Source organism: Ectothiorhodosinus mongolicus (assembly GCF_022406875.1).
Lineage (GTDB): Bacteria > Pseudomonadota > Gammaproteobacteria > Ectothiorhodospirales > Ectothiorhodospiraceae > Ectothiorhodospira > Ectothiorhodospira mongolica.
Map to the genome: position 1 here is coordinate 1,075,446 of NZ_CP023018.1, position 24,330 is coordinate 1,099,775.

The 24,330-nt window shown below is 53.5% G+C and carries 27 protein-coding genes, 2 pseudogenes and 1 riboswitch; of the genes and pseudogenes, 18 read left to right on the forward strand and 11 right to left on the reverse strand.

The window, feature by feature from the left end; translation table 11 throughout:
- The first annotated feature begins 107 nt into the window (after positions 1-107).
- Complete coding sequence (locus CKX93_RS04975) at positions 108-848, forward strand: ferredoxin--NADP reductase (RefSeq protein WP_076755581.1); 741 nt, start codon at positions 108-110, stop codon at positions 846-848.
- On the opposite strand, the gene CKX93_RS04980 is transcribed toward CKX93_RS04975, so the two are convergent.
- Entirely contained in the window at positions 826-1,335 is a 510-nt protein-coding gene (locus tag CKX93_RS04980; RefSeq protein ID WP_076755582.1) for a Fur family transcriptional regulator, read from the reverse strand. The two genes, CKX93_RS04975 and CKX93_RS04980, sit on opposite strands and share 23 nt — an antisense overlap.
- A gap of 76 nt (positions 1,336-1,411) precedes the next feature.
- On the opposite strand from CKX93_RS04980, the gene CKX93_RS04985 reads away from it, so the two are divergent.
- Positions 1,412-1,618, forward strand: coding sequence for a YdcH family protein (locus tag CKX93_RS04985; protein WP_076755942.1), 207 nt, complete (start codon positions 1,412-1,414; stop codon positions 1,616-1,618).
- 50 nt (positions 1,619-1,668) lie between these two features.
- Here CKX93_RS04985 and CKX93_RS04990 read toward each other — a convergent pair whose 3' ends face one another.
- The 4 genes from CKX93_RS04990 to fnr form a co-directional block, all read right to left on the reverse strand.
- Entirely contained in the window at positions 1,669-2,967 is a 1,299-nt protein-coding gene (locus CKX93_RS04990) for an NAD(P)/FAD-dependent oxidoreductase (RefSeq protein ID WP_076755583.1), read from the reverse strand.
- A 13-nt stretch (positions 2,968-2,980) separates the two neighbouring features.
- Positions 2,981-3,298: a c-type cytochrome gene (locus CKX93_RS04995; protein WP_234982815.1), complete on the reverse strand. Its 318-nt coding sequence runs from the start codon at positions 3,296-3,298 to the stop codon at positions 2,981-2,983.
- Positions 3,299-3,450: 152 nt separating this feature from the next.
- Entirely contained in the window at positions 3,451-4,314 is an 864-nt protein-coding gene (locus tag CKX93_RS05000; RefSeq protein WP_076755944.1) for a lysophospholipid acyltransferase family protein, read from the reverse strand.
- A 280-nt stretch (positions 4,315-4,594) separates the two neighbouring features.
- A complete protein-coding gene (fnr, locus tag CKX93_RS05005) occupies positions 4,595-5,362 on the reverse strand; it encodes a fumarate/nitrate reduction transcriptional regulator Fnr (protein ID WP_076755584.1) in 768 nt (255 codons plus the stop codon).
- 147 nt (positions 5,363-5,509) lie between these two features.
- On the opposite strand from fnr, the gene hisB reads away from it, so the two are divergent.
- The 11 genes and pseudogenes from hisB (at position 5,510) to CKX93_RS05060 (ending at position 12,527) form a co-directional block, all read left to right on the forward strand.
- Positions 5,510-6,103: an imidazoleglycerol-phosphate dehydratase HisB gene (gene hisB, locus CKX93_RS05010; RefSeq protein WP_076755585.1), complete on the forward strand. Its 594-nt coding sequence runs from the start codon at positions 5,510-5,512 to the stop codon at positions 6,101-6,103.
- Positions 6,104-6,114: 11 nt separating this feature from the next.
- Positions 6,115-6,762 (forward strand): imidazole glycerol phosphate synthase subunit HisH, encoded by a 648-nt coding sequence (gene hisH, locus CKX93_RS05015; protein WP_076755586.1) that lies wholly within the window; start codon positions 6,115-6,117, stop codon positions 6,760-6,762.
- A gap of 22 nt (positions 6,763-6,784) precedes the next feature.
- Positions 6,785-7,522 (forward strand): 1-(5-phosphoribosyl)-5-[(5-phosphoribosylamino)methylideneamino]imidazole-4-carboxamide isomerase, encoded by a 738-nt coding sequence (gene hisA / locus CKX93_RS05020; RefSeq protein WP_076755587.1) that lies wholly within the window; start codon positions 6,785-6,787, stop codon positions 7,520-7,522.
- A 14-nt stretch (positions 7,523-7,536) separates the two neighbouring features.
- Positions 7,537-8,310: an imidazole glycerol phosphate synthase subunit HisF gene (hisF, locus tag CKX93_RS05025; protein WP_076755588.1), complete on the forward strand. Its 774-nt coding sequence runs from the start codon at positions 7,537-7,539 to the stop codon at positions 8,308-8,310.
- A gap of 1 nt (position 8,311) precedes the next feature.
- Positions 8,312-8,707: a phosphoribosyl-AMP cyclohydrolase gene (gene hisI / locus CKX93_RS05030; RefSeq protein WP_076755589.1), complete on the forward strand. Its 396-nt coding sequence runs from the start codon at positions 8,312-8,314 to the stop codon at positions 8,705-8,707.
- A complete protein-coding gene (locus CKX93_RS05035) occupies positions 8,707-9,036 on the forward strand; it encodes a phosphoribosyl-ATP diphosphatase (protein ID WP_076755590.1) in 330 nt (109 codons plus the stop codon). The genes hisI and CKX93_RS05035 overlap by 1 nt, the downstream gene beginning before the upstream one ends.
- Before the next feature lie 76 nt (positions 9,037-9,112).
- On the forward strand, positions 9,113-9,355 hold the full coding sequence (gene tatA, locus CKX93_RS05040) for a Sec-independent protein translocase subunit TatA (protein ID WP_076755591.1): 243 nt from the start codon (positions 9,113-9,115) through the stop codon (positions 9,353-9,355).
- A 10-nt stretch (positions 9,356-9,365) separates the two neighbouring features.
- A pseudogene (gene tatB / locus CKX93_RS05045) lies at positions 9,366-9,653 on the forward strand (Sec-independent protein translocase protein TatB); the annotation flags it as partial.
- A gap of 193 nt (positions 9,654-9,846) precedes the next feature.
- Positions 9,847-10,573, forward strand: a pseudogene (gene tatC / locus CKX93_RS05050) (twin-arginine translocase subunit TatC); the annotation flags it as partial.
- Positions 10,574-10,718: 145 nt separating this feature from the next.
- Positions 10,719-12,251 (forward strand): 2,3-bisphosphoglycerate-independent phosphoglycerate mutase, encoded by a 1,533-nt coding sequence (gene gpmI, locus CKX93_RS05055; RefSeq protein WP_076755593.1) that lies wholly within the window; start codon positions 10,719-10,721, stop codon positions 12,249-12,251.
- Between the two features lie 66 nt (positions 12,252-12,317).
- A complete protein-coding gene (locus CKX93_RS05060; protein ID WP_076755594.1) occupies positions 12,318-12,527 on the forward strand; it encodes a cysteine-rich CWC family protein in 210 nt (69 codons plus the stop codon).
- Positions 12,528-12,542: 15 nt separating this feature from the next.
- Here CKX93_RS05060 and CKX93_RS05065 read toward each other — a convergent pair whose 3' ends face one another.
- From CKX93_RS05065 to CKX93_RS05085, 5 genes are read right to left on the reverse strand one after another with little or no spacing between them, the layout of a single operon-like run.
- Positions 12,543-13,877 carry an MFS transporter gene (locus tag CKX93_RS05065; protein WP_076755595.1) on the reverse strand — a complete coding sequence of 445 codons (1,335 nt, stop codon included), beginning with the start codon at positions 13,875-13,877 and terminating at the stop codon, positions 12,543-12,545.
- The gene (gene speA, locus CKX93_RS05070; RefSeq protein WP_076755596.1) at positions 13,874-15,751 is read right to left on the reverse strand and encodes a biosynthetic arginine decarboxylase; all 1,878 of its coding nucleotides are present in this window, start codon (positions 15,749-15,751) and stop codon (positions 13,874-13,876) included. Before speA ends, CKX93_RS05065 begins: the two co-directional genes overlap by 4 nt.
- A gap of 4 nt (positions 15,752-15,755) precedes the next feature.
- Entirely contained in the window at positions 15,756-16,550 is a 795-nt protein-coding gene (locus CKX93_RS05075) for an ABC transporter permease (RefSeq protein ID WP_076755597.1), read from the reverse strand.
- A gap of 3 nt (positions 16,551-16,553) precedes the next feature.
- Positions 16,554-17,189 (reverse strand): ABC transporter ATP-binding protein, encoded by a 636-nt coding sequence (locus CKX93_RS05080; protein ID WP_076755598.1) that lies wholly within the window; start codon positions 17,187-17,189, stop codon positions 16,554-16,556.
- Positions 17,190-17,213: 24 nt separating this feature from the next.
- Positions 17,214-17,747, reverse strand: a complete 534-nt coding sequence (locus tag CKX93_RS05085; RefSeq protein WP_084178664.1) for a GspH/FimT family pseudopilin — start codon at positions 17,745-17,747, stop codon at positions 17,214-17,216.
- Positions 17,748-17,840: 93 nt separating this feature from the next.
- Here CKX93_RS05085 and typA point away from each other — a divergent pair, with 93 nt between their 5' ends.
- From typA to CKX93_RS05110, 5 genes are all read left to right on the forward strand, one after another.
- Positions 17,841-19,664 carry a translational GTPase TypA gene (typA, locus tag CKX93_RS05090; RefSeq protein WP_076755600.1) on the forward strand — a complete coding sequence of 608 codons (1,824 nt, stop codon included), beginning with the start codon at positions 17,841-17,843 and terminating at the stop codon, positions 19,662-19,664.
- Between the two features lie 37 nt (positions 19,665-19,701).
- Positions 19,702-19,768, forward strand: a riboswitch (S-adenosyl-L-homocysteine riboswitch).
- Between the two features lie 84 nt (positions 19,769-19,852).
- Positions 19,853-21,268 carry an adenosylhomocysteinase gene (ahcY, locus tag CKX93_RS05095; protein WP_076755601.1) on the forward strand — a complete coding sequence of 472 codons (1,416 nt, stop codon included), beginning with the start codon at positions 19,853-19,855 and terminating at the stop codon, positions 21,266-21,268.
- A 15-nt stretch (positions 21,269-21,283) separates the two neighbouring features.
- On the forward strand, positions 21,284-22,150 hold the full coding sequence (gene metF / locus CKX93_RS05100; RefSeq protein ID WP_076755602.1) for a methylenetetrahydrofolate reductase [NAD(P)H]: 867 nt from the start codon (positions 21,284-21,286) through the stop codon (positions 22,148-22,150).
- Positions 22,151-22,241: 91 nt separating this feature from the next.
- Positions 22,242-22,985 carry a hypothetical protein gene (locus tag CKX93_RS05105; RefSeq protein WP_076755603.1) on the forward strand — a complete coding sequence of 248 codons (744 nt, stop codon included), beginning with the start codon at positions 22,242-22,244 and terminating at the stop codon, positions 22,983-22,985.
- A 135-nt stretch (positions 22,986-23,120) separates the two neighbouring features.
- The gene (locus CKX93_RS05110; protein WP_076755604.1) at positions 23,121-23,654 is read left to right on the forward strand and encodes a TorD/DmsD family molecular chaperone; all 534 of its coding nucleotides are present in this window, start codon (positions 23,121-23,123) and stop codon (positions 23,652-23,654) included.
- Here CKX93_RS05110 and bioD read toward each other — a convergent pair.
- A complete protein-coding gene (bioD, locus tag CKX93_RS05115) occupies positions 23,651-24,325 on the reverse strand; it encodes a dethiobiotin synthase (protein ID WP_076755605.1) in 675 nt (224 codons plus the stop codon). The genes CKX93_RS05110 and bioD overlap by 4 nt on opposite strands.
- Positions 24,326-24,330 lie beyond the last annotated feature (5 nt).

The following is a 24,330-nucleotide window of genomic DNA, read 5'->3' on the forward strand; positions in this document are numbered from 1 at the left end:
GTGGCTTATTAAGCTGCGTTAATGCCCTTACACATGGTAGCGTTGAAAAAATGGACGGGAATCTCCAACGTAGATTTAACGCCCAAAAACGCAAATAAGGATGTCGCATGGCCGGTTGGATTGATGCTGAAGTCGTTGAACTCAAACAATGGACCCCACGATTGTATTCCATTCGTGTTGAGGCCGATGTTCAGGATTTCAAGGCGGGCCAATTCAATCGGCTCAGCACCATGCTAGACGGTGAACGGGTAGCTAGGCCTTATTCCTACGTTAATGCTCCACAAGATCGGCCATTAGATTTTTATTTCATCACGGTTCCTGAGGGGCCATTGACCAACCATCTTGTCACCTTAAAGCCTGGTGATTCCATTCAGGTGATGGATAAGGCCAATGGCTTTTTCACACTCGATGAACTTCCAGATGCTGATGTCTTGTGGCTTTTTGCTACGGGGACAGCGCTGGGTCCTTATCTGTCCATGCTACGTACTGAAGCTCCTTGGCAGAGATTCAAGAGAATTGTGCTAGTGCATGCTGTGCGTAACGCTGAGGAACTCAGTTACAGCAATATCATCCGGGGTTTTCAAGAACGCGGTGAGCAGTTCCAGTTCGTGCCTTTTGTAAGCCGTGAAGCGTGTGACTTTGCGTTGCCGGGGCGAGTGCCTGCAGCCATTGAGAGCGGACTATTGGAAAAGCATGCCAACTTGCCAATCAGTGCTGATGCCGCCCAAGTGATGATCTGTGGTAATCCGGATATGGTGACCGACACCGTCGCCACCCTTAAAGCCCGCGGACTGACCAAAAACCGTCGTCGTGAGCCAGGGCAGATTACGACGGAGAATTACTGGTAGCGCCAGGGACAACCAATCCGCATTGCTCGCATAGGCCACGGCCTTCGACGATACGTTGATCCAATTGAAACCCTTGTTTTTTCGCCGCTGCGCGAAGCTTGCGATGGGTTTGGTCATCGGCTAACTCTAGAACCACGCCGCATTCTCGACAAACCAACAACATAACTTCATGCTCATGCTCGGGCTGAATACATCCGACGTAGCCATTCAGGCTCTCGATGCGGTGAATCAGGCCCATTTCTAAAAGAAAATCCAAGGCCCTGTAGACGGTTGGCGGCTTCACTGTGTGATCAGCAGAGCTGAGGCGATGAATCAGATCATAAGCTTTCACCGCCTCATGACTTTGCCAGATTTCCCTCAAAACGCGCTCTCGCATTGGGGTCAAGCGGGCGCCACGCTCGTGACATAGGCGCTCTGCACTGAGCATGGCCGAGTCAATGCAGTCCTGATGGTTGTGATCCGAGGGCGTTTTTAGCTCAGTACTCATCAAAGCGGGATTCCTATACATGGCATGAAAGCCAATCTTCTGGGATGATGACTGCCAATCTAGGGTGGATGCAAATGTGGACGCCGAATCCTTCGAGCAAATAAGGGCCCAGCTGGCTGAACTCAAGCAAGAGCATCGCGCTCTAGATGAGGCGATTGAGCGTCTCAATGAGGGGCCTTTTGTAGATCAGATACAGCTGACCCGCTTAAAAAAGCGCAAGCTCTATCTGAAAGACGCTATATCTAGACTCGAGAGCCGTCTAATTCCCGACTTAAATGCCTGAAAAATCGGGCCCCTGAGGGCCCGACTGCATCATTTCAGGGGGGCTTTCAATTAACCCCAGATATCTTGGGTGATGCTGGCATACCAGCCACGAGCATAATTGGCCTCCTGCCTGCGGAAAGCCGTTGTGGCGTTGCCCGGGCTGACGCCACCTGAGCCGGGAACTCCGCCAATGTTACCGTCTTGAACGCGATAAACTGCCGCCACAGAGATACCGTATTGCGGGCTGACGAGGCTATAACAGGTATTGACCGTCGACAGAGCAAGCATTTCTTGGCCGCGCATGGCGCGCACAATCGAAGCGGCAACGACCTTGCCTTGAGTATTAGCAGAGTGGCCTGATTTAGGCATAGCCCCAGCGATGCTGGCATCGCCGATCACAAAAATGTTTTCGTCCATTTGTGATTGGAATGTCAGCTGGTTTACCGGGCACCATCCAGTGTCGTTGGTCAGCCCTGAGTTCACAGCGATATCACCAGCACGCTGCGCAGGCACAAAGTTCAGCACATCAGCGCGAAACCGGGTTAAGCCGCCATCGGAGTACACTGTTCGGGAGGCCACATCCACGCGTTCGACTTGGCCACCCCTTGAGCTAGGTACCCACTCAATCATTTCACCATAGAGTTCTTGCCAGCCGGCCATGAACAGTCCCTGCTTAGAGAAGTTCTCTTTGTTATCCAGGATGATGATCTTCGAGCGCGGCTTATGCTGTTTAAAGTAATGCGCCACCATGCTGGCTCGTTCATAGGGTCCTGGCGGGCAGCGGAAGGGATTCCCAGGCGCCACCATGACGAAGGTTCCACCATTGGGCATGTCGCGCAATTGGTCACGCAAGATTTGGGTTTGCTCCCCGGCTTTCCAAGCATGCGGCACTTGTCGGACGTCATTAGCGGTGTAACCTTCAACAGCATCAAAGCGGAAATCAATGCCCGGAGAAACCACCAGACGGTCATAGCTCAAACGTCGACCGCTACCCAGCACGACCTGATTTTTGTCGGCTTCAATGGCGCTGACAATGTCGCGTACCACTGTGACTCCATGCTGATCCTGCAACGTTCCGTAGGTCTGCTGGATTTGGTCCATCTCAGCAATGCCGCCAAGCACCCAGTTGGAGCCATAGCAGGTGTGGTAGGTGGCATTAGGTTCCACCAATGTGACTTGGATGCTGGGATCAAAGCGTCGCAGATATTTTGCGGCGGTTGCACCACCAGAACCACCACCCACCACCACAACATGAGGTCCTCGCCCCGTTAGGTAGGTGGGTGCGCTGCCACAGGCCGCTAAGGCTGTTGCCGCACCGCCAGCCCCAAGGGCACGAATAAAATGACGTCTGCTAAATTTTTTATCCATGGTTTATTTCTCCTTAGCGCAGGGTGGACAGATAGGCAGCGATCTCGCGGATTTCCTCGTCGCTGTAACCCGTCGCATGACGGCCCATAACGGTCGCAGGGCGCGTGCCATCTCTAAAAGCAATCATGTTGCGCGTCAAGATCTCCTCTGGAATCCCGTAAATGCTGGGCATGTCGCCTGAAGCTCTGCCATCTGTGCCATGGCAGGCGAAACAGGTTGCCGCCATCAGAGCCCCGCGTGTCACATCTGTTGCCTGAGCATTGCCCGCAAAGCTGGCGACTACAAACAGGGCCGATAGTGCAGCGGTTTTTATAGCTGTGCTTTTTTTCACCGGCTTATCCTCCTATGGGTACTTCTTTATCTTTTAAACCAGGTTTACAAAAGTGTTCTTAAATGATCACGTGTCAATATTGAGACAGTCCCCCTACCAAATCAAACAGTATTTGCTAATAGGCTTTTGCTATAACGCTGAGAAGCCGCGGCTTAGAGATCGCCGAAACGCTCATAGCTCCAGACATATTGGTTGGGACACTGACGAACCAGTTGCTCTATAGCCTGGTTAAGCGCTTGGGTAGCTAGCCCAACATCAGGATTAAATAGATCTTTTGGGGTAGGGACGCAGCGGTAACGATAGCCTTGTCCCTTAGGAAGGCGCTCAGCAAAGGCAAATAAAACCCGCGCACTATGCTGGCGGGCAAGTTTGGGCAAAAGAGTCATAGTCAGTGCTGGCTGACCAAAGAACAAAGCGGGTATGCCCTGGCCGCGTTTGGGTTTTTGATCAGGAAGCAGACCAACAATTCCTCCAGTTTGCAGGGCATCACGAATCATTCTCAGACCACTGCGATCAGCCGGGGCAAGCTTTGCCCCCGTAGCGGATCTTGCGCGGCGAATCGGTTCATCCAGCCAATGGGCTCGCGGTGGGCGATACATGCTGGTCATGGGCCCAAAACTGGCGGCCTGTAAACCGGCAAATTCCCAGCTGCCTAAGTGCGGTGACACCAGAAAAACACCGGTTTTGCTGCGCAATGCCTCCTCGAGCAGATGCTCATTTTCACCAACTTGGCGCAATGCTTGAATGCGTTTGGGGCCTGCGCGCCACAACCAGGGAGCTTCAGTCAGGGCTTTACCCGTCTCGATCAAACTGGCGCGTGCTGTGGATTTTTGCCAGCTAGGGTCCTTGTCTACAAAACACCTAGCGATATTCTCTAAGGTGTTTTGCTTGAGGCGATTGGGGACCACCCACACCAGCCAACCCAGCGCTGCGCCGATCGCGTGATTGACGCGTAACGGTAGGCGAGAGAGTAGGGCGAAAGAAAAAAAGATCAGGGCGTGATCGGGACGCGTCATAACACGAGCAAGATAAGGCGAAAAAAAACCCCCGACAAGCGGGGGCATGAATTTCCTTGCGGAGGAATGGGTCTAGCCCGATCTTGGACTGTATTAGGGATCCTTCCGCTAGCTGGTTTGAGTTCCGTCTCTGTTACCAGCTTTGCTTCCTGCGCGCACACCCAGTACGCATTTGTAGTTTGCGGGAATGGATCGTGACTCGCAGCCACTCAAAGCGCCTCGAATGGCGCAAAAGAGCGGAAATCATGTAGGAATTTTCTGAAACCGCGAATTAAAAAGCTCAGGATGCCGTATCGCGCGCAGTGACGACATCTTCAACCGTGTGCGTTCCGGAGACTTTTAACAAACCGTCGAAATCATCAATCATGATCAGCTTGCGCTCTACGCGAACCAGCCCGGCACTTTGAAAGCGGGTAAACAAGCGGCTGACGGTCTCTACCGCCAAGCCGAGATAATTGGCGATATCATTGCGTGACATCGTCAGGTTAAATTCATTGCGGGAGAAACCTCTGGCTCCAAGCCGATTGGAAAGACCCAATAAAAAGGAGGCCATACGCGCTTCTGAGGATTTTTTTCCCAGCAACATCATAAAGTGTTCGTCAGTTTGGATCTCCCGACTCATCATGCGAAATAGCTGATGCTGTAGCCCGGGTATCCTTGATGACAGCTCCTGTAGGCGATCAAAGGGGATCTCGCAAATGCTGGTAGTTTCCAGCGCGCGAGCGGCACAAGGGTGCGCGCCATCGCTGATGGCATCTAGGCCCAGCAGTTCACCGGGTAGATGAAAGCCCGTGACTTGTTCTTGTCCATCATCAGTGAGGGTATAAGTCTTCACCGTGCCTGAGCGCACGGCATAGAGCGCGTGCAGGCGGTCGCCGGGGCGATAGAGGTGTTCTTTGCGTTGCAATGGGCGTCGCCGACTAATGATTTGCTCCAACAGATTAAGCTCTTCATCGCTGATTCCCAACGGAATACACAAATCGTGCAGACCACAGGTCTTACAAGCCTTTTTAAGGCTTCCCAGATCAAGGATTTTTGGGGCAGACATGGTGCAGCACATGCTCCTTTGGCCTTAATGCCAGCAAAAACCTTAACTTAAGTGCGGCTAAAAGGACAAGACTGGTTAATTTTTGTTAGCCACTGACGGGCTTTTCCTGTGATACGATAAGAGTTTAGCAATCTATGTCAGGATTTTATGGGCTCGCGCATAACTCAGATCAAGAGATCGACACTTGAAACACAAATTCAGGTCGATTTGGATCTCGATGGACAGGGGTGTTCGGAAATTAACACCGGTGTGCCCTTTTTTGATCATATGCTGGACCAAGTGGCGCGGCATGGGTGTTTGGATTTGAAGATTCAGGCCACGGGCGACGTACACGTTGACGATCACCATACGGTGGAGGACGTGGGAATTAGCCTTGGTCAGGCCTTTGCTGCCGCGCTCGGTGATAAATCCGGAATTCGTCGTTATGGTTATGCCTATGTGCCTCTGGATGAGGCTCTGTCCCGAGCGGTGGTCGATTTCTCGGGGCGTCCGGGCTTGGAGTATGCCGTGATCTACCCTCGTGCCCGAATCGGTCATTTCGATGTGGATTTGGTTGAGGAGTTCTTCCGGGGCTTTGTCAGTCATGCTCGCGCTACCGTACATCTGGATTCGATCCGCGGGCGCAATGCGCATCACATTGCTGAGACGGTATTCAAGGCCTTCGGACGAGCCGTGCGCATGGCAGCCGAGGATGATCCTAGAATGCAGGGGCAAACCCCTTCAACCAAAGGCGTCCTGTAAGCCCAAAAGCCATGAACCGCGTTGTTGTGATCGACTATGGCATGGGGAATCTTCGCTCTGTGGTGAAGGCTCTTGAGCATGTGGCTTCGAAGCAGGCCCATGTCGCTTTAACGGCATCTCCTGAAGAAATTTTGGAAGCAGACCGAGTGGTGTTCCCGGGCCAGGGAGCAGCGCGTGATTGTATGCAGGCTTTGAGGAATTCGGGTGTTCTCGCAGCGCTGCGTCAGGTGGCCACTGACCGTCCATTTCTAGGTATCTGCATGGGCATGCAAGTGCTGCTGGATCACAGTGAGGAAAACGCCGGAACAGACTGCTTGGGTTTAGTGCCGGGACGGGTCACCCGCTTTGCAAAACAGCAACCTGATGCGGATGGCAGCTGCTTGAAAATCCCCCACATGGGTTGGAATCAGATCCGCCAAACCGTCCCCCATCCGCTTTGGCGCGGGATTGCCCAAGACAGCCACTTTTATTTTGTTCACAGTTATTATGTGCAGCCGGAATCTGCAGAAAGCGTGGCGGGTATGACTGATTATGGCATCAGCTTTTGTTCAGCCATGGCCTGCGGTAATGTTTTTGCCATGCAAAGTCATCCGGAAAAGAGTGCTGCCCCGGGACTGAGGCTTTTGCAAAACTTCATGTCCTGGAAAGGCGACTGCTAATCGCATCTCAAGAGAAACGATCATGTTGGTGATACCTGCCATAGACTTAAAGGAAGGCAAATGTGTCCGCTTGCGCCAAGGACGCATGCAAGACAGTACCGTGTTTTCGGATGATCCGCTGGAGGTGGCAGAGCGCTGGGTCGAAGAAGGCGCCAAGCGCTTGCACATGGTTGATCTAGATGGCGCTTTCGCGGGCAAGCCGAAAAATGCGGGTATCATCGCGAAAATCGTCGAGCGGTTCCCGGACTTGGCCGTGCAAGTGGGTGGTGGAATCCGTGATGATGATACCGTCCAAGCCTATCTGGATGCCGGAGTGGAATGGGTCATTATCGGCACCAAAGCCGTAAGTACACCGCATTTTGTGAACGATCTATGCTTGGAGTTCCCTAACCGAATTATCGTCGGTCTGGATGCTCGCGACGGGAAGGTCGCGATCGATGGCTGGTCCAAGTTGTCCAATCATGATGTGATCGACATGGCTCAGCTATTTGAACGCGATGGGGTGGCAGGCATTATTTTTACGGATATTTCCCGAGACGGCATGATGCAAGGGGTGAATGTCGAGGCCACCCGTGAATTGGCGCAAAGTGTCCATATCCCGGTCTTTGCCTCTGGTGGGGTGACCGATATTGAAGACATCCGCCGCCTGTGTGATGTGGCCCATGAGGGTATTGATGGGGTGATCGTTGGGCGCGCGCTGTACGAGGGCACTATCAGTTTGGCAGAAGCTCAAGCCCTAGCCGATAGCTTCGACCGCTAGGATTGACGAACGCGATGCTCGCCAAACGCATAATCCCCTGTCTCGATGTGGATCGCGGTCGCGTTGTTAAGGGCGTCAATTTTGTCGACATTCGTGATGCGGGCGATCCCGTTGAAGTGGCGCGACGCTATGATGCCGAGGGCGCTGATGAAATCACCTTTTTGGACATTACAGCCAGCTCAGATGAGCGGGAAACCATTGTTCATGTGGTCGAGGAAGTAGCAACCCAAGTATTTATTCCCCTGACCGTGGGGGGTGGCATCCGTCAGGTCAGTGACATCCGACGTTTATTGAATGCGGGTGCTGATAAGGTTTCGATTAACACGGCGGCGGTTTTCAATCCCAATTTCGTGCATGAGGCTGCCGATAAGGTGGGCTCACAATGTATTGTGGTGGCCATCGATGCCAAGCGGGTATCCGCGCCCGACGCCGAGCCTCGATGGGAGATTTTTACCCATGGGGGACGTAAGCCCACAGGTTTGGAAGCCGTAGCCTGGGCCCAGCGCATGGTGGATTATGGGGCCGGTGAATTGCTGCTCACCAGTATGGATAGAGACGGCACAAAGATCGGCTTTGATTTACCGCTAACCCGTGCCATCTCAGATGCGGTGAGTGTTCCAGTGATTGCTTCTGGAGGTGTCGGCAACTTGCAGCATTTGGTAGAAGGCGTCACTCTGGGTCACGCCGATGCCGTATTAGCTGCCAGTATTTTCCATTTTGGCGAACACACCATTGGTGAGGCGAAAGCCTACATGCGGGAGCATGGCGTTGAGGTGCGACTGGACTGATATGGATACGCTGCTTGAAGACATAGCTTGGAATAGCGATGGGTTATTGCCGGTGATCACCCAAGATGCAGGCAGCGGCCAAGTGCTTATGCTGGCTTGGATGAATCGTCAGGCTTTGTTGAAAACCGTCGAATTGGGTGAGGCCGTCTACTGGTCACGTTCGCGTCAAAGACTATGGCATAAGGGCGAAGAGTCGGGGCACGTGCAGCGGGTGAAGCAGCTGCGCTTGGATTGTGATGGCGATACTTTGTTATTGCAGGTAGAACAGGCCGGCGGAGTGGCCTGTCACACGGGCCGTGCGCACTGCTTTTTCAGGGGGCTGGTGGATGGTCAATGGACGGTCTTAGAGCCGATATTGAAGGATCCTGATTTGTTGTACGGCAAGGGGCGTCAATAATGTCTGAGCAGGCACAGATTCTGCAAAACCTTATGGAACTACTTGAGTCCCGGAAAACGGCCAGCCCTGATGCATCATATGTATCCAGTCTGTATCAAAAAGGCTTGGATGTCGTGCTTAAAAAGATTGGTGAAGAGTCAGCAGAGACCATTATTGCGGCGAAAAATGGCGAACAAGATGCGCTGATTTATGAATTGGCTGACTTGTGGTTTCACACCTTGGTGTTGATGAGCCATCAGGGTATCCATCCTGATCAAGTCCTTTCTGAGCTGCAGCGTCGATTGGGAGTTTCAGGGCTGGAAGAAAAGGCCGGTCGTTCAACATCTTGAAAGCGGCTCTTTTAGCCACAAGATTTCTGGTATAACTCCAGGCAGAACATTATTTAAACGGGTTGAGGAGAAAAATATGGGTATCGGTGGCATCAGTATTTGGCAGCTGCTTATTATTCTGGTGATTGTCGTGCTGCTATTTGGCACGAAGAAGCTACGCAATATGGGTGGCGACTTGGGTAGCGCCATTAAGAATTTTCGCCAGTCGGTGAAAGAGGGTGAAGCTGAGGGTGACGAGAAAAAGACCCTCGAAGAGAATTCCGGGCATGTTTACGATGCCGAGGCAAGCGAAGACAAGACCAAGTCTGGCGATCGCTGATTGCTAAGCCATGTTCGACTTCGGTTTTTGGGAGCTGGTCATTGTCGGTGTTGTCGCTTTGCTGGTGGTGGGCCCCGAGCGACTGCCTGGGCTGGCCCGGCAAATTGGCCGTTGGGTAGGTAAGATCCGGCGCTTTGTCACCACGGTTAAATCAGACATCGAACAAGAGTTGCGTACTGATGAGCTCAAAAAAATGCTCGAGGATCAGGAGCGTGAGATTGGCCGTCTGAAAACCATGATGGAAAGCACCGAGGAAGACATACGCCAAGAAGTCGATAAAACCACCGAGTCGGTGAAGTTGATGGAAGCTGAGCTGCGTCAAAATGGCCCGGCTACTGATTTCCCTAAGCCCGCGCAAGCTCAGCCCCCCAAACCGACTGCTGCCAAGACCAAGACGCCTACTAAGACCAGCCAAAGCAAGCCTACTAAGACCAGCCAAAGCAAGCCTACTAAGACCGCTAAGTCAGGTGGGAAAGCGGTAAAAGCCAAAAATGTCGACTGAAAGCCAAAACGACGAAACACCGGTTAGCGGCGAGGGAACACTGCTGTCCCACCTAGTAGAGCTGCGTACTCGGTTGTTGCGCATTGTGGTCGTCATTCTGGTGATTTTTCTGGCCTTATTCCCGTTCGCCAATACGATTTATGCGGCGCTTGCCGGCCCCCTGATGGTGCATCTGCCCGAGGGCTCAAGCATGATCGCCATCGAGGTTGCGGCTCCGTTCTTGATTCCCTTTAAGTTGGTGTTGATGCTCGCGATTGTGATCGCCGTGCCCTACCTTTTGTATCAGATCTGGGCCTTTATCGCGCCTGGCCTATATCGCCATGAGAAGCGCCTGGCCGTGCCTTTGCTGATATCCAGCACTTTGCTGTTTTATATTGGCATGGCTTTTGCCTACTTTATTGTATTTCCTCTGATTTTTGCCTTTTTCACGGCTTCGGCACCCGAAGGTGTGTCCGTCATGACGGACATTGCCCGCTATTTGGACTTTGTGATTTTGCTGTTTTTGGCTTTTGGCATCGCATTTGAAGTGCCCATCGCCACCATCTTGTTGGTTGCCTTGGGGCTGACTACGCCTAAGGAGCTAGCGAAAAAAAGACCCTACGTGATCGTGGGTGTGTTCATGGTGGGTATGGTGCTCACCCCCCCCGATATCATCTCCCAGACTCTGCTGGCGCTGCCCATGTGGGTGCTCTTTGAGATTGGCATTGTTCTCTCGAAATTCGTGGTGAAGAAAAAACAAGCAGACGACTCATCGAGCGACAGTGACGCTGAAGCTGATGAGGATTTGGATGCAGAGTTTGATCGCGCCATAGCCCAAGAGAGTCAGCTGCGTGGCGGTAAATCCGACCCCTCGGAGAAGGCATGAGTCAGCCAGTATCCAGTCCGCCCCGACGCAGGACCCTGTTGGTCATCATGGATGGTATTGGGGTCAACCCCTCGAAACACCACAACGCCTGGCATTTGGCTGCCACGCCACGATTGGATGAACTTTTGGCGCATCACCCGCATACGCTCATCGAGACGGCGGGACGTGCTGTTGGGCTACCCGATGGTCAGATGGGAAATTCGGAAGTGGGGCACCTCACCCTGGGTTGTGGAACCATTATTCGCCAAGATCTAGTGCGCATTGACGATGCCATCGCTGATGGCAGTATCACCAACAACCCCGCGTTAGTCGCTGCGATCGATGCAGCGGCTCAAGCCAACCGACCGTTACATTTGCTGGGGTTGGTATCCGACGGGGGAGTACACAGCCATTTGCGGCATCTGCTGGCTTTGGTGCATTTGTGCGGCGAACACGGTGTTAGGCCTGTCGTGCACATGATCACCGATGGACGAGATACGGCTCCGCGCTGTGCTGCCAGCTATTTGCAGGAATTGGAGCCCGCTTTAAATGCCACCGATGGTGTTATCGCTAGCGTCTGCGGGCGTTATTACGCCATGGACAGAGACAAACGTTGGGATCGCATCAAACTCGCCTTTGATGCGTTGGTGCATGGGGCCGGACAAGTCGCTGAGAGTGCTAGCGCCGCGATTGAAGACGCCTATCAGTGCGGCGAGACCGATGAATTTATCAAGCCACGCGTGATTCATCACAATGGCTGTATTCGTCCTGGTGACGCGGTGGTGTTTTTCAACTTTCGTAATGATCGCCCTCGGCAACTGACCGAAGCGCTGAGTCAGGCTGATTTTGAAGGATTTGATCGCGGCGAATTCCAGCCGATTCAGGTCACCTGTCTGACGCTTTATGATCGCCGCTTTGACCTGCCTGTGGCTTTCTCGCCCGAGCGCCCCGAACTCACACTGGCCAAGGTGATTAGTGAAGCAGGCCTGAGCCAGTTTCATTGTGCGGAAACCGAAAAATATCCGCATGTCACTTTCTTTTTTAACGGTGGCGTAGAGAAGCCAGCCGTGGGGGAGGAGCATGTGATGATCCCCTCGCCGCCAGTGGCCACGTATGACCTACAACCAGAAATGAGTGCCCCGGGTGTGGCTGACGCGACGATTGGCGCGTTGCGGGCCAAGCGAGATTTTGTCTTGGTGAACTTTGCCAATGGCGACATGGTGGGTCATACCGCGATTCCCGAAGCAGTGATTGCTGCTGTTGAGGCGGTGGATAGCGCTATAGGTCGTCTGGTGGATGTCGCGTTAGAGGAGGACTACAGCATCATCATTACCGCTGACCACGGCAATTGTGAAGAAATGGTTGATCCGGTCAGCGGCGAGCCGCACACCCAGCACACGGTTTATCCCGTGGCCTGTATTGTTATGGATCCATCGAGCTGTCGGCTACGCACCGGGGGTGGTTTAAGCGACATTGCCGCCACCGTGTTGATGCTTATGGGTTTAAACAAGCCCGAGGGCATGAGTGGCCGTTCCTTGCTCATCGATTGATGCCCGCTGCATTCGCTGGATAGAGGCGTTATGATGAGCACAAAGACTCATTAAGAGGATGGCATCATGGCTTGGGAAGAACCGGTTTTAGATGGTCCTAAGGCCTGCCCTAGGTGCGGCAGCCCATTTCATTGCAAGGTCACTGATATTAAACACTGTGACTGTGTGGCCGTGCGGGTAGAACTGCCAGTGCTGAAAACCCTAAAGCAAGAATTCCCGGATTGTTTGTGTACTGCTTGCCTAAGAGAGCTAGCGGAAGGCCACATCAGCGGCTAAGCGGGACATTGAACTCTACACCTGCGGCGTAATATGGGCGCGCTCCTGCGCTACCTCCTCAATGCTTTTGCCCGGGGCCTTCCAGCGCACCCATAGACTGGCAAAAATCAGCAGAAAGTTGATGCAGCCGACCAACACAAACGGCGCTCTGGGGTCAATTTGATCAAACAGTCGTCCGCCGATAAAGATAATCAGCAGGATGCCCAAAGCACCACTGATATTGAACGCAGCCAGAACCGAGCCGCGTTTGGCCACCGGCGCTTCCTGACCAATGAGTGATTGACCGCCGAGAAATACAGCCATTTGTCCGATGCCCAACAGGACAAAGAAAAGAATGGATTGCGGCAATTCAAGCGGGTTGGCGAGAAGCACCACTGCTAAATTGCCCACCGCCGCCAAGGCCATGCAGATCGCTAATGCGGTGACCCGATTCAAGCGATCAATAATAGGGCCTAAAAAAGGTGCTGACAGTAAGGCAGAGATCTGGGTAATCACAAAAATAATGGTTGCCTGGGTAATGGCTTGAGCGGAACTTAAACCCATGGTGATACCAACAGTGGTGCCCCAAAGCACCACGAAAGTGGCGTTGATCGACTGGTCTCCGCGAGCAATAAATGCAGCGGCATAGGAGAGCAGGATGCGCGGATTGCGGGCTTCGGCAAAGCCGCTGGTGAACAGCTCTTTGATGCCTGGCTGAGCGATGCCCGTCACCGGCACTCCGGGTTTTAAGCCCATGGCGAGCACTAAGGCAGAAAACAGTGCTAGAGCGGCGACCAGCGCATGAGTATAGATGCCCGCTTCAATGCCGGAGAAGCCCTTGGCCACGAACAGCTCCGGGAAAGCCCCAAACCCCTGGCTGATCAGCACTACACCCAGTCCATTCAACATGCCAATGGCGGCGACCAACTTACCGCGCGAGGGCTCAGCGGGATAATCAGCCAGTACCGTAGATAGCGCACCAGCAATGGCCACAACGCCAAGAGCATAGATCGTGCGATAGAGAAACAAATCACTGGCTTGAGTAGCCAGCGGGTATAGCGCATAAGTCGTTGCCAAAAACAGCATGCCGGCGACAAAAACTGGTTTACGACCGATTTTATCGATCAATATGCCGGCAGGAATAAAAAGTAGTAGGGCAACTATCTCCGTCCAGAAGACCAGATCACCGCTGAGCGTGCCTTGTTGCTCAATGGGGATATTCAGATGTTCATTGAGAATGTAGGTCTGGCCAATCGTAATAAAGACCAGCAGGCCAATGGAGACAAAGCCGCCATACATGAAGGTCCAACCATGGATGGGGCGAACTCCAGGCGCGAGTTCAATGGGGCCAATGCGGTGTGAAGGGTTCATTCTTCGAGGTAGGTATAGCCGGAGAGGCCGTTATCAAGCTCAGCCAGAATAGCCGCTTGCCGGTCTTCGGTCAGCCCTGATGCGGCTACCTTGCGCCGGTAGGCGCCCGCCAGCAGCTGCGTATCAAAATGCACATACCGTAGAAGCTCTTCTACGGTATCGCCCTGTTCCGGTTCAACGATCTCATAACCTCCGTGGGCATGAAGAACAACGTTGATGGCATCGGTGTCACCAAATAAGTTGTGCAAATCCCCGAGAATCTCTTGATAAGCGCCCACCATGAAAATGCCCAATAAATAGGGTTCACCCTCACGCAAAGCATGCAAAGGTAGCGAAGGGACGATGGTCTCACCGTCAACATAACGATCCACGTGACCGTCAGAGTCGCAGGTCAGATCTTGCAAAACTCCGCGCTGGGTTGGTCGCTCATCGAGTCGATGCAATGGCATGACCGGGAAAATCTGATCAATGGCCCAAGCGTCCGGGATCGATTGAAACACCGAGAAATTACAGAAGTATTTGTCGGAGAGTTTTTCGCTTAGCTCGTCGCTGATTTCCCGTGGTAGACGATCGGGATGTTGGGTGAGCAAATGTCGGCACGTAGCGAAATAAATCTGTTCTGCCAAGGCGCGATGCTCAAGATCCAACAGACCTAGTGAGAACATGGATTGAACCTCGGCCAGCCAATCCACCATCGTATGGAACACTTCGGTGGGTGCAATGCTCTCGATGTCCTGGAATAGCTGCCACATATCCTGTAGCAACAGCGGTGCATCCTCATCGGGCGCTTGAATGTCCGCTGCCACGGGTGGGCGTTCTGAGTCGATGACATTGGTGATCAACACTGCGTGGTGAGCCGTCATCGCTCGGCCGGACTCAGTAAAGATTTCTGGAGTCGGCAGATCAAACTCGCGACAGACATTGGCCAGAATCCGCACCACACTGGAAGCGTAGTCATCGACGCTGTAATTAACGGAAGAGATGTTACGAGAGCGGGTGCCCTCGTAGTCCACGCCCAGGCCACCGCCCACATCAACCACCTTGATCGGTGCACCCAAGCGATGCAATTCCGCAAAAAAGTGGGCGGCCTCATGCATGCCTGCTTGGATATCACGCAGATTGGCAATTTGTGAGCCCATGTGAAAATGCAGCAGCTGCAGACAATCCAGCATTTGCGCACTACGCAATTGCTGCAACAGCTTGAGCGCTTGCGCAGCTGAGAGGCCAAACTTGGCTTTTTCTCCACCGGTATTTTGCCATTTGCCCTTGCCAATAGAGGCCAGACGAACCCGCAACCCCAAGGTGGGGCGAACGCCTAGATCCTGGGCGGCTTCGAGTACACCAGCCAGTTCGGAGGGTTTCTCAATGACGATATGGACACGGTGCCCCAGTAGCTGACCAATCATGGCCAGGCGCAGATACTCGCGGTCCTTATAGCCATTGCAAATGATCACGCCGCCCGGACGTGATAAGGCCAGTACAGCCATCAGCTCGGGTTTGCTGCCAGCTTCCAGACCAACATGATCCCCACAGGCCAGAATGCGCTCAACCACACTGCGTTGTTGGTTGACCTTAATGGGGTAAACGGCAGTGTAATGACTGTCAAATTCCGCATCTTCAAAGGCATTTTGAAAAGCTTGGCTAAGGCGCATGACCCTATCGGTGAGGATATCGGGGAAACGCACCAGAACCGGTACGTCGATTTGCAACGCTTTGACTCGCTCAATCAGTTCATATAGGTCAACGCCAGGGTGCTCAGCAAATGCGGGTGGCCTGACGATCACGCGCCCTGAAGCATTGATGTGGAAATAATCGCCATTCCAGTGATCAATGTTATAGGTGCGGCGTGCCGCCTGAAGATTCCAATCTGTCATCCACTTAACTCCGCAGTCGATCCAGGCGCAGTCGTTCCCGGTCGTCAAAAAGACGTTTGGATGCCAACCATATGGCGCCCAGCGTTCCAAAGCCAGTCCCCGCGGTAATTAAAAACATCACGAGGATTTGATATTTAACCGCTTCCATAGGCGGTGTCCCGGCAAGAATTTGCCCAGTCATCATGCCTGGCAAACTGACAATGCCAGCCGCCGCCATGGCATTGATGATGGGCATGAGCCCACTGCGCGCTGCATCTAGGCGGATATTGGCGATGGCATGGGTCGCGGTTTGACCCATGATGAGACGGCCCTCCACCTGATGTCTTTGTTGCCAAGCGCTGTGCGTTAGTCGGTCCAAACCTAAGGCGATGCCCGTCATGGTATTGCCAAGCAGCATACCGAGTAGGGGAATGGCATATTGCGGCTCCCACCAAGGAGCCGGTCCAATAATGACTGTCAATGCCAAAACCGTGCAGCTGAATGCCGAAATAAACATCGCCAAGGTGCCAATGCCGTACCCCCACCAGCCGCTGAATCGTTTGGCTTGCCTGGCCATGACCTCATGGCCGGCTACCAGCAACATAATCAGCGCGATAAGCGCTACCCAATGCAGGGCGGCAAACTCAAATAGGGTATTGAGTACTAGGCCGATTAACAGCAGCTGCACGACGGTGCGCGCCGCCGCGATCAGCATGCTTTTCGATAAACCCAATCCCACCCGGCTTAAAAGCACTGCCAAAGCCATAACTAGCAAGGCGGCCACACTTAAATCCAGCGGTGAGAGTCTAATCACATCCATGGTCTAGGCCGATTCAGCGACTTCGGAAGCCAAGAGTTTGCCGTCCACAATATGCAGAGTTCGCGCCTGCAGACGCCGCAGCTGTTCGGCATCATGGCTAACCCATAAAGCGGCTGCTTGATGCTCTTGAAGATAGGATTTCACCAGTGCCTCGATACGCTCTGCATTCGCCAGATCGAGATTCGCGGTGGGTTCATCGAGTAACAGTACTTGCGGTTGATTACCCAGCAGACGAGCCAATGCCAGTCTTTGGCGCTCACCACTGGATAATCGCTCGACCGTCCACTCTCTGACTTCCGGCGTAAACCCCAGCCCTTTAAGGAGGCTGTCAGAGGTATCTCCCAGATGAGGCCCAACGCTGTCTTCCCACCAAGCGGGGTCCGCTGGCAGGTAAGCTACTTTGCGACGCCATTGCGACGGTGGGTATGTAATTCTCTCACGCCCCGCGAGTAGCACTTGTCCGTGATGCTCATCAAGGTCACAGATGGCTCGCAATAATAGGGATTTGCCTGCCCCAGACGGCCCGGAAATCGTCACCAGTTCGCCACTATCCAGACTAAGCGCTAAGGGTCCGATCTGCTCTGAGCTCAGAGCCCGCAGCTCAAGTAGTGGTTGGGTTTGCGGCTGGCTGAGGTTCATGCCGCGCAGTATAACGTCCCTCTTTCAGGATTGTTGATTTGCGCAAGCCCAAGGCTCAATTCGGGCACGGCCAATGCGATTAATCACGATTCTTTGGCCATGCGGTGGCAGGCAAATTTCGACGGTGCCCATTAATAAGGCATCATTGAGCTGACGCGTCTGTCCATCGGGCCGATAGGCGATATAGCTAGCCATGGCGCCATTGGCAGTGATGCTTACGCCGTTTGATAGCGGGCCCTGGTAATGCAGTACAGCCCTTGATGCCACGGGTGCGGTAAGCCCGCTGATATCGTTGGGTGCAAGCCGAATCAGCCAACCCAAGTGGTAAGGGCCAGAGGTGCAGGTCAAGCCATCGCGGCTGGGGCAGAGCAAAACCTTTTGCTGGCGGGCAATGGCTTCCGATCGAGCCAAGCGCAGGGATGAGGCCAAGCTGTTTGTGGCTACAGAAACAGTGCGCGCAGCCATCCATTGCTGCATGCCGGGTGAAGCAAATTGCCAGAGTAGGCCGACTATGGCCATGACCACTAGGGCCTCAAGTAGGGTCCATCCTTTTTGCATGAAATCAGTCCAAAGGCGTTTTTTTGAGCATATTTAGCGTCTAAGGCCCCGGCAAGCGTATAATGCGGCACCCCGCTAAACGGCCAGAAATTTATGACAGACAAGCTTCGTAACATCGCCATCATCGCCCACGTCGACCATGGCAAAACCACCTTGGTGGATAAACTCCTGCAACAGTCGGGCACCTTGGATGCGCGGGCGCAGCCAGTAGAACGTATGATGGATTCGAATGCTCTGGAGAAAGAGCGGGGCATCACCATTCTCGCCAAAAACACCGCGCTGGAGTGGAATGATTACCGCATCAATGTGGTCGATACCCCCGGGCATGCGGACTTTGGTGGTGAAGTGGAGCGCGTGCTCTCCATGGTCGATTCCGTTTTGCTTTTGGTGGATGCGGTAGATGGTCCCATGCCACAGACTCGCTTTGTGACCGCTAAGGCCTTCGCCATGGGTTTTAAGCCAATCGTTGTGGTCAATAAAATCGATCGTCCTGGCGCTCGCCCTCATTGGGTGGTGGACCAGATCTTCGATTTATTTGATCGTCTCGGGGCCAGCGAGGAGCAATTGGATTTTCCGGTGGTTTATTGCTCGGCTCTTAAAGGCTTTGCGGGGCTAGAACACACCATTAGCGATGGCGACATGACACCGCTGTTTCAAACCATCATCGATAAGGTTCCGCCACCACAGGTAGACCCCGATGGGCCGTTTCAAATGCAGGTGTCCTCTCTGGATTACAACAGTTATCAGGGCCTAATCGGTATCGGTCGCATCACCCGCGGCAAGATTGGCAGCAATACGCCAGTCAAGGTCATGGATCGCGAAAGCAACGTGCGTAACGGCCGAGTCTTGCAGATTTTGGGATTTCGTGGCCTTGAGCGTATTGAGGTGCCCGAGGCACGAGCGGGTGACATTATTGCCTTCACTGGCATGGATGAGCTTTATATCTCCGACACCCTCTGTGACCCCGCAGCGGTCGAGCCTTTGAAGGCGTTGACCGTTGATGAGCCCACCGTGAGTATGACGTTTCAGGTGAACACCTCGCCTTTCGCCGGCCGCGATGGCAAGTTCGTGACGTCGCGCAATCTGCGCGAGCGCTTGTTTGAAGAGCTCAAGCACAATGTCGCCTTGCGCGTTGAGGAGACGGATGATCCCGACAAATTTAGGGTTTCGGGCCGTGGCGAGTTACATCTCTCCATTTTGATTGAAAATATGCGTCGTGAAGGCTACGAGCTTGGGGTCTCACGGCCAGAAGTGATTGTGCGCGAAATCGATGGGGTCAAGCAGGAGCCCTATGAGATGGTCACTGTAGATGTCGAAGAGCAGCATCAGGGCGCCATCATGGAAAAGCTGGGCAGCCGCCGAGGTGAGTTGCTGGATATGATTCCCGACGGCAAGGGACGAGTGCGTTTGGACTACCGCGTTCCTTCCCGTGGCTTGATTGGATTTCAGACCGAGTTCCTAACCGCGACTTCCGGCACGGGCATTTTGCATCATGTTTTCGATAGTTATGGTGAGTACCGAGCGGGTGCTGTCGCGCCGCGCAACAATGGCGTGTTGATTGCCAACGGGGCGGGTAAGGCATTGGCTTTTGCCTTGTTTAATCTTCAGGAACGCGGCCGTTTGTTCCTCGGCCACGGAGATGAAGTCTATGAAGGGATGGTGATCGGCATTCACAGCCGTGACAATGATCTGGTGGTGAATCCCCTCAAAGCCAAGCAACTGACCAACATCCGTGCTGCGGGCTCGGATGAGAACATTATTCTGACTCCCGCTTTGCGTCTTTCGTTAGAACAGGCGCTGGAGTTCATTGAAGAAGATGAGCTGGTTGAGGTGACGCCTCAAGCGATTCGCGTGCGCAAGAAATTGTTGTTGGAACATGAGCGTAAGCGTGCGTCGCGCTCTGCTGGCGCGGGTTGAACTTGCCATCTACGCCCTTGAGCTTTAGACTTTGGCCTTGCTTGAGGAGCGCTGCAACGGTTTAACCGCCAGGCTCAGGCATTTAAAAACGGCGCTCGTTCATCCCGCGAAGGCGGTGTGGCGAGCCAAGGCCGAATGCCTCAAAGCCCATACTGCACTCGCCTGAACGATTCAGGAGTTGGAATTTCATGAGTGCTGTGATTGATACCCGAAACACCGATTTTAGTGTGGCTGATTTGAGCTTGGCTGATTTTGGCCGCAAAGAAATCGCCATTGCCGAAACAGAGATGCCTGGCCTCATCGCTACGCGTCAAGCCTATGCCGCCAGCCAGCCGTTGAAAGGCGCGCGCATCGCCGGCAGTCTGCATATGACCATTCAGACGGCTGTTCTGATCGAAACCCTCACCGCTTTGGGCGCCGATGTGCGTTGGGCCTCCTGCAATATTTTCTCCACCCAGGATCATGCTGCCGCCGCTATTGCCGCCGGCGGTACGCCAGTATTTGCCCATAAAGGTGAAACGCTAGAAGAATATTGGGACTTTGCGCATCGGATTTTTGAGTGGTCTGATGGCGGCACGCCCAACATGATTCTCGATGACGGCGGTGATGCGACGTTACTGATTCACCTTGGCGCCCGGGCTGAGCAGGATGCTTCGATTTTGGATAACCCCGGCAATGAGGAAGAGCAGGTATTGTTCGGACAAATCAAAAAACGCCTAAAAGGCCAGCCGGGCTGGTACTCCAACGTTCTGAAGAACATCCAAGGCGTAACCGAAGAGACCACCACCGGCGTGCATCGCCTGTACCAGATGGCCAAAGAGGGAGCGCTGCCCTTCCCGGCTATCAATGTGAATGATTCGGTGACCAAGTCCAAGTTCGATAACTTATATGGCTGTCGCGAGTCTTTGGTGGATGCCATTAAGCGCGCCACCGATGTCATGGTAGCAGGCAAAATTGCTGTGGTTTGTGGTTACGGTGATGTGGGCAAAGGTTCAGCTCAGTCTTTGCGTGCCCTGTCGGCCCAAGTTTGGGTGACTGAGATCGATCCGATTTGTGCACTGCAAGCGGCAATGGAGGGCTTCCGTGTCGTGACCATGGACGAAGTGTGCGACAAGGCCGATATCTTTGTGACTGCCACCGGCAATGTGAATGTGATTACGGCGGATCACATGCGCCGCATGAAAAACGAGGCCATCGTCTGCAATATCGGGCATTTTGATTCGGAAATCGATGTAGCGGGTCTGCGCCAGTTCACTTGGGAAAATATCAAGCCGCAAGTTGATCATGTCATTTTCCCCGAAGGCCATCGCATTATTCTGTTAGCCGAAGGGCGACTGGTGAACCTAGGTTGTGGCACAGGCCATCCCAGTTTTGTGATGTCTAATTCCTTCACCAACCAGGTTATGGCACAGATCGAGCTTTGGCAGAATGGAGACCAGTACCAAAATCAGGTCTACGTTTTGCCTAAACATCTGGACGAGCGGGTGGCTGAATTACACCTTCAAAAACTGGGTGCGCAGCTGACCCAGTTGACTGATGAGCAGGCTAAGTACTTGGGTGTTCCGGCCCAAGGCCCATTCAAGCCCGACCATTACCGCTATTGATAACGGGGCTGACTGATGGAGACTCAAAAGCGCTTTGAGCGCACCTTCAGTTTTGAGTTTTTCCCGCCCAAAAATCCCGAAAGTGCTGCTCGACTGCGTGACACCTGGACGCAGTTGGCGGCACTGGGACCGCGGTTCTTCTCGGTGACCTATGGTGCGGGGGGCTCAACTCAAGCTAGGACCCTAGAAACGGTGCTGGAGATTCATCGTCAATCGGGGGTGGATGCGGCGCCGCATTTGTCCTGCATTGATTCCTCGCGGGAGCAAATGCGGGAAATACTGCAAACCTACCAGGATGCGGGCTTGAAGCATATCGTCGCTTTGCGGGGTGATTTGCCCTCGGGCATGCATGACCCCGGCGAGTTTCGCTATGCCAACGAGCTGGTGGGTTTTATCCGCGAAGAAACGGGTGATCACTTCACCATTGAAGTGGCGGCTTATCCTGAGTTTCATCCGCAAGCGCTCAGCCCGCAAAAGGATTTATGGCATTTCAAGCAAAAGGTCGAAGCCGGCGCCGATTCGGCAATCACGCAGTATTTTTATTCGGCTGATGCTTATTTTCGCTTTATTGATGATGTGACAGCATTGGGAGTGAATATTCCTATTGTTCCGGGCATTATGCCGATTACTAATTTTAGTCAGCTGGCGCGATTTTCAGATGCGTGTGGCGCTGAAATACCGCGTTGGATTCGCCAGCGTTTGCAACATTTTGGCGATGATAAAGCCTCGATTCGTTCCTTCGGAGAAGCGGTGGTCACACAGATGTGTGAGCGGCTTTTGGATGCCGGTGCACCAGGCCTGCATTTTTATACAATGAATCAGGTAAGCCCTTCGATGGCTATTTGGACAAACCTTGGTTTGGCCGGGGCAGAAACCGAATAGAGCATTTGTCTTCGGGATGGGCTAGAATGCGCGCCATTTAATGCTTTATGTTGCCTCGCACAAGCCAGAATTCAGTTAGGAGTAGTAGTCGGTGAATCAAGCGGAAGTCGAAGTTCAGCTCAAAGTTTGGAAAGAGCTTGCGGTGAGCAAGCAAATGTTGATGAAGGCCGCCACGGATGCTCTGGGGTTGCAAGCCGATTGCACGGCGGAGGAATTGAAACAGGCATTGGCCGAGACCATAGAGCACGGTAAACAGGCCGATGCTCGCATCAAGGCGACTCAGGATGAGACGCGGCAGCAGTTAGATGCCATGGAAAAACGCATCAAAGCCAGTGAGAAAGCCCAGAAAACGGCTGATCAGGAACGTGACACCGCACAGACAAAACTGGATAAGTTCGAGCGCGATATGGGTGTGGAACGCCAAGCGCATCTTCAGGAAATGAAGGCCATTAAGGCGCAGATTGGTGAGCGTGATCGGGAAATAAAAGCCATCCATAAGGCTCTGGCTGATACTCCGGAAAACGTGGTCAAAAAACTCAAACAACTGAAAAAACAAAAGACTGACGAAGCTGATGCCCGCAAACAAATCGAAGCCCAAGCTGCAGGGCTGCGTAAGGAAAAGCGCAAGGTTGAAGAAAGCTTGAGCGCGGCTGAAGAGAACTTAAAAAAAGCCGAAAAACTGGTCAAACAGTTCCGTGAGCTGCATGAGTTAGCCAAAGAATGGGCCAGTGACGAGAAGCAGGCGAAGAAACTTCCCGTAGTCGATGAAGAGATGCTTAAAGATCTGGAAAAGGCAGTTCCCGGTAAGGACAAGAAAGGCGGCAAGTCCTCGTAAGCCCGTGCAGGTACTTGTTGAGCAGAATCAACAAGTGCTCGCATTTCGTTTTCCACAGACCATCGACTGGGTTCATAGTCTCACTGCACCGCTGAGTTTCGCGGATTTAACCCCTATGAGCAGTGAGGTCGCTCCGTGGAGCACACCGAACCGGGCATCGAACTCGATGTGGATGAACTCTGCATCCTGAGTGGCTTATTGTCGCAGCCCAATCAAGAAACGCTGGATACCCTAGAGGAAATGGCTTCGGGGTGGACGTGGTTGTCGCCTGCGGTGATGGAGATCCGTCGTCTCGGTTTGCCTGCTTTGCGTCGCGAATATGAGCGTCTTATGCTGCTCGGTGACTGCCCTCCCTGTGAATCTGCTTGGAACCGTGAGGTCTTGGGCGGGAGTATGCATAAGTTGTCGCGTCTGTATCGTCAGGCGGGTATCGCACTTAATGGCCGAGAGCCAGACTCGCTAGCCATGCAACTGATTTACGCAGCGTGGTATCTCGAACAAGATCTGAATAATGGCACCAGTGGTTGGCGCCAACTCTGGGAGCATTTATCGGCGTGGGTTCCCGCATTCGCGCGCTGTCTGCAGGCCAGAGCCAATTCTGAACTGTATCGCGCTTTAGGTAGGCGGCTAGAGCAGATTTTCAGCGTGCGCGAGCCGATACTCTCTTAATACAGACGCTGTAGCACTTCTTGCGCGATTTGCTGTGCCGAGTTGGCGGCCCCACCCTCAAGTGTCCAGATGGGCAGATCTACTCGACTTCTCAGGTCGCTCAAGTTGTCTATGCCTTCCGGCAATGCAGGGCTTCCCAACGCATCTATTCGGTTGAGAACAACACCTAGGGTGTTTAGCCCTCGCAGATCCAGCACCTCGAGATTGAGCATGACATGATTGATGACGCCCAGTCGATCCGGGGCCACCAGCAACACCGGTAGAGCTAATGCCTTAGCCAGATCGGCATTCAGGGCGTCACTGGCGAGCGGCGATAGCAGTCCCCCGGCGCCTTCAACGATCCGCAAGCCCCTGCAGGGCTGAGTGCAAATCGCCGTGAGTTGCTCAAGCGTGACAGTTTCACCGACCAGTTTGGCCGCTCGATCGGGAGCCAAGGCATGTGCAAAGCGCAGCGGCGTCACCTCATGCAAAGCTTCCTCACCACCTGCGGCTTGAAACAATAAAGCACCATCCGCCGGCCAGAGTTCACCATTTTTTAGCGCACAACCCGATTCCACGGGTTTGCGCGGACTGACGGCTTGACCCAAAGCGACCCAGGCTTCAATCAGCTGACAGCCCACATAGGTTTTGCCCACACCGGTGTCGGTTCCGGTGATAAATAACCCGCGCATGGCTG

What these genes read in the sequence shown, in the direction of transcription:
- CKX93_RS04975 (WP_076755581.1), top strand. Translation starts at nt 108, where the DNA reads ATGGCCGGTTGGATTGATGCTGAAGTCGTTGAACTCAAACAATGGACC.
- CKX93_RS04980 (WP_076755582.1), bottom strand. Translation starts at nt 1,335, where the DNA reads ATGAGTACTGAGCTAAAAACGCCCTCGGATCACAACCATCAGGACTGC.
- CKX93_RS04990 (WP_076755583.1), bottom strand. Translation starts at nt 2,967, where the DNA reads ATGGATAAAAAATTTAGCAGACGTCATTTTATTCGTGCCCTTGGGGCT.
- CKX93_RS05000 (WP_076755944.1), bottom strand. Translation starts at nt 4,314, where the DNA reads ATGACGCGTCCCGATCACGCCCTGATCTTTTTTTCTTTCGCCCTACTC.
- fnr (WP_076755584.1), bottom strand. Translation starts at nt 5,362, where the DNA reads ATGTCTGCCCCAAAAATCCTTGATCTGGGAAGCCTTAAAAAGGCTTGT.
- hisB (WP_076755585.1), top strand. Translation starts at nt 5,510, where the DNA reads ATGGGCTCGCGCATAACTCAGATCAAGAGATCGACACTTGAAACACAA.
- hisH (WP_076755586.1), top strand. Translation starts at nt 6,115, where the DNA reads ATGAACCGCGTTGTTGTGATCGACTATGGCATGGGGAATCTTCGCTCT.
- hisA (WP_076755587.1), top strand. Translation starts at nt 6,785, where the DNA reads ATGTTGGTGATACCTGCCATAGACTTAAAGGAAGGCAAATGTGTCCGC.
- hisF (WP_076755588.1), top strand. Translation starts at nt 7,537, where the DNA reads ATGCTCGCCAAACGCATAATCCCCTGTCTCGATGTGGATCGCGGTCGC.
- hisI (WP_076755589.1), top strand. Translation starts at nt 8,312, where the DNA reads ATGGATACGCTGCTTGAAGACATAGCTTGGAATAGCGATGGGTTATTG.
- CKX93_RS05035 (WP_076755590.1), top strand. Translation starts at nt 8,707, where the DNA reads ATGTCTGAGCAGGCACAGATTCTGCAAAACCTTATGGAACTACTTGAG.
- tatA (WP_076755591.1), top strand. Translation starts at nt 9,113, where the DNA reads ATGGGTATCGGTGGCATCAGTATTTGGCAGCTGCTTATTATTCTGGTG.
- gpmI (WP_076755593.1), top strand. Translation starts at nt 10,719, where the DNA reads ATGAGTCAGCCAGTATCCAGTCCGCCCCGACGCAGGACCCTGTTGGTC.
- CKX93_RS05060 (WP_076755594.1), top strand. Translation starts at nt 12,318, where the DNA reads ATGGCTTGGGAAGAACCGGTTTTAGATGGTCCTAAGGCCTGCCCTAGG.
- CKX93_RS05065 (WP_076755595.1), bottom strand. Translation starts at nt 13,877, where the DNA reads ATGAACCCTTCACACCGCATTGGCCCCATTGAACTCGCGCCTGGAGTT.
- speA (WP_076755596.1), bottom strand. Translation starts at nt 15,751, where the DNA reads ATGACAGATTGGAATCTTCAGGCGGCACGCCGCACCTATAACATTGAT.
- CKX93_RS05075 (WP_076755597.1), bottom strand. Translation starts at nt 16,550, where the DNA reads ATGGATGTGATTAGACTCTCACCGCTGGATTTAAGTGTGGCCGCCTTG.
- CKX93_RS05080 (WP_076755598.1), bottom strand. Translation starts at nt 17,189, where the DNA reads ATGAACCTCAGCCAGCCGCAAACCCAACCACTACTTGAGCTGCGGGCT.
- CKX93_RS05085 (WP_084178664.1), bottom strand. Translation starts at nt 17,747, where the DNA reads ATGCAAAAAGGATGGACCCTACTTGAGGCCCTAGTGGTCATGGCCATA.
- typA (WP_076755600.1), top strand. Translation starts at nt 17,841, where the DNA reads ATGACAGACAAGCTTCGTAACATCGCCATCATCGCCCACGTCGACCAT.
- ahcY (WP_076755601.1), top strand. Translation starts at nt 19,853, where the DNA reads ATGAGTGCTGTGATTGATACCCGAAACACCGATTTTAGTGTGGCTGAT.
- metF (WP_076755602.1), top strand. Translation starts at nt 21,284, where the DNA reads ATGGAGACTCAAAAGCGCTTTGAGCGCACCTTCAGTTTTGAGTTTTTC.
- bioD (WP_076755605.1), bottom strand. Translation starts at nt 24,325, where the DNA reads ATGCGCGGGTTATTTATCACCGGAACCGACACCGGTGTGGGCAAAACC.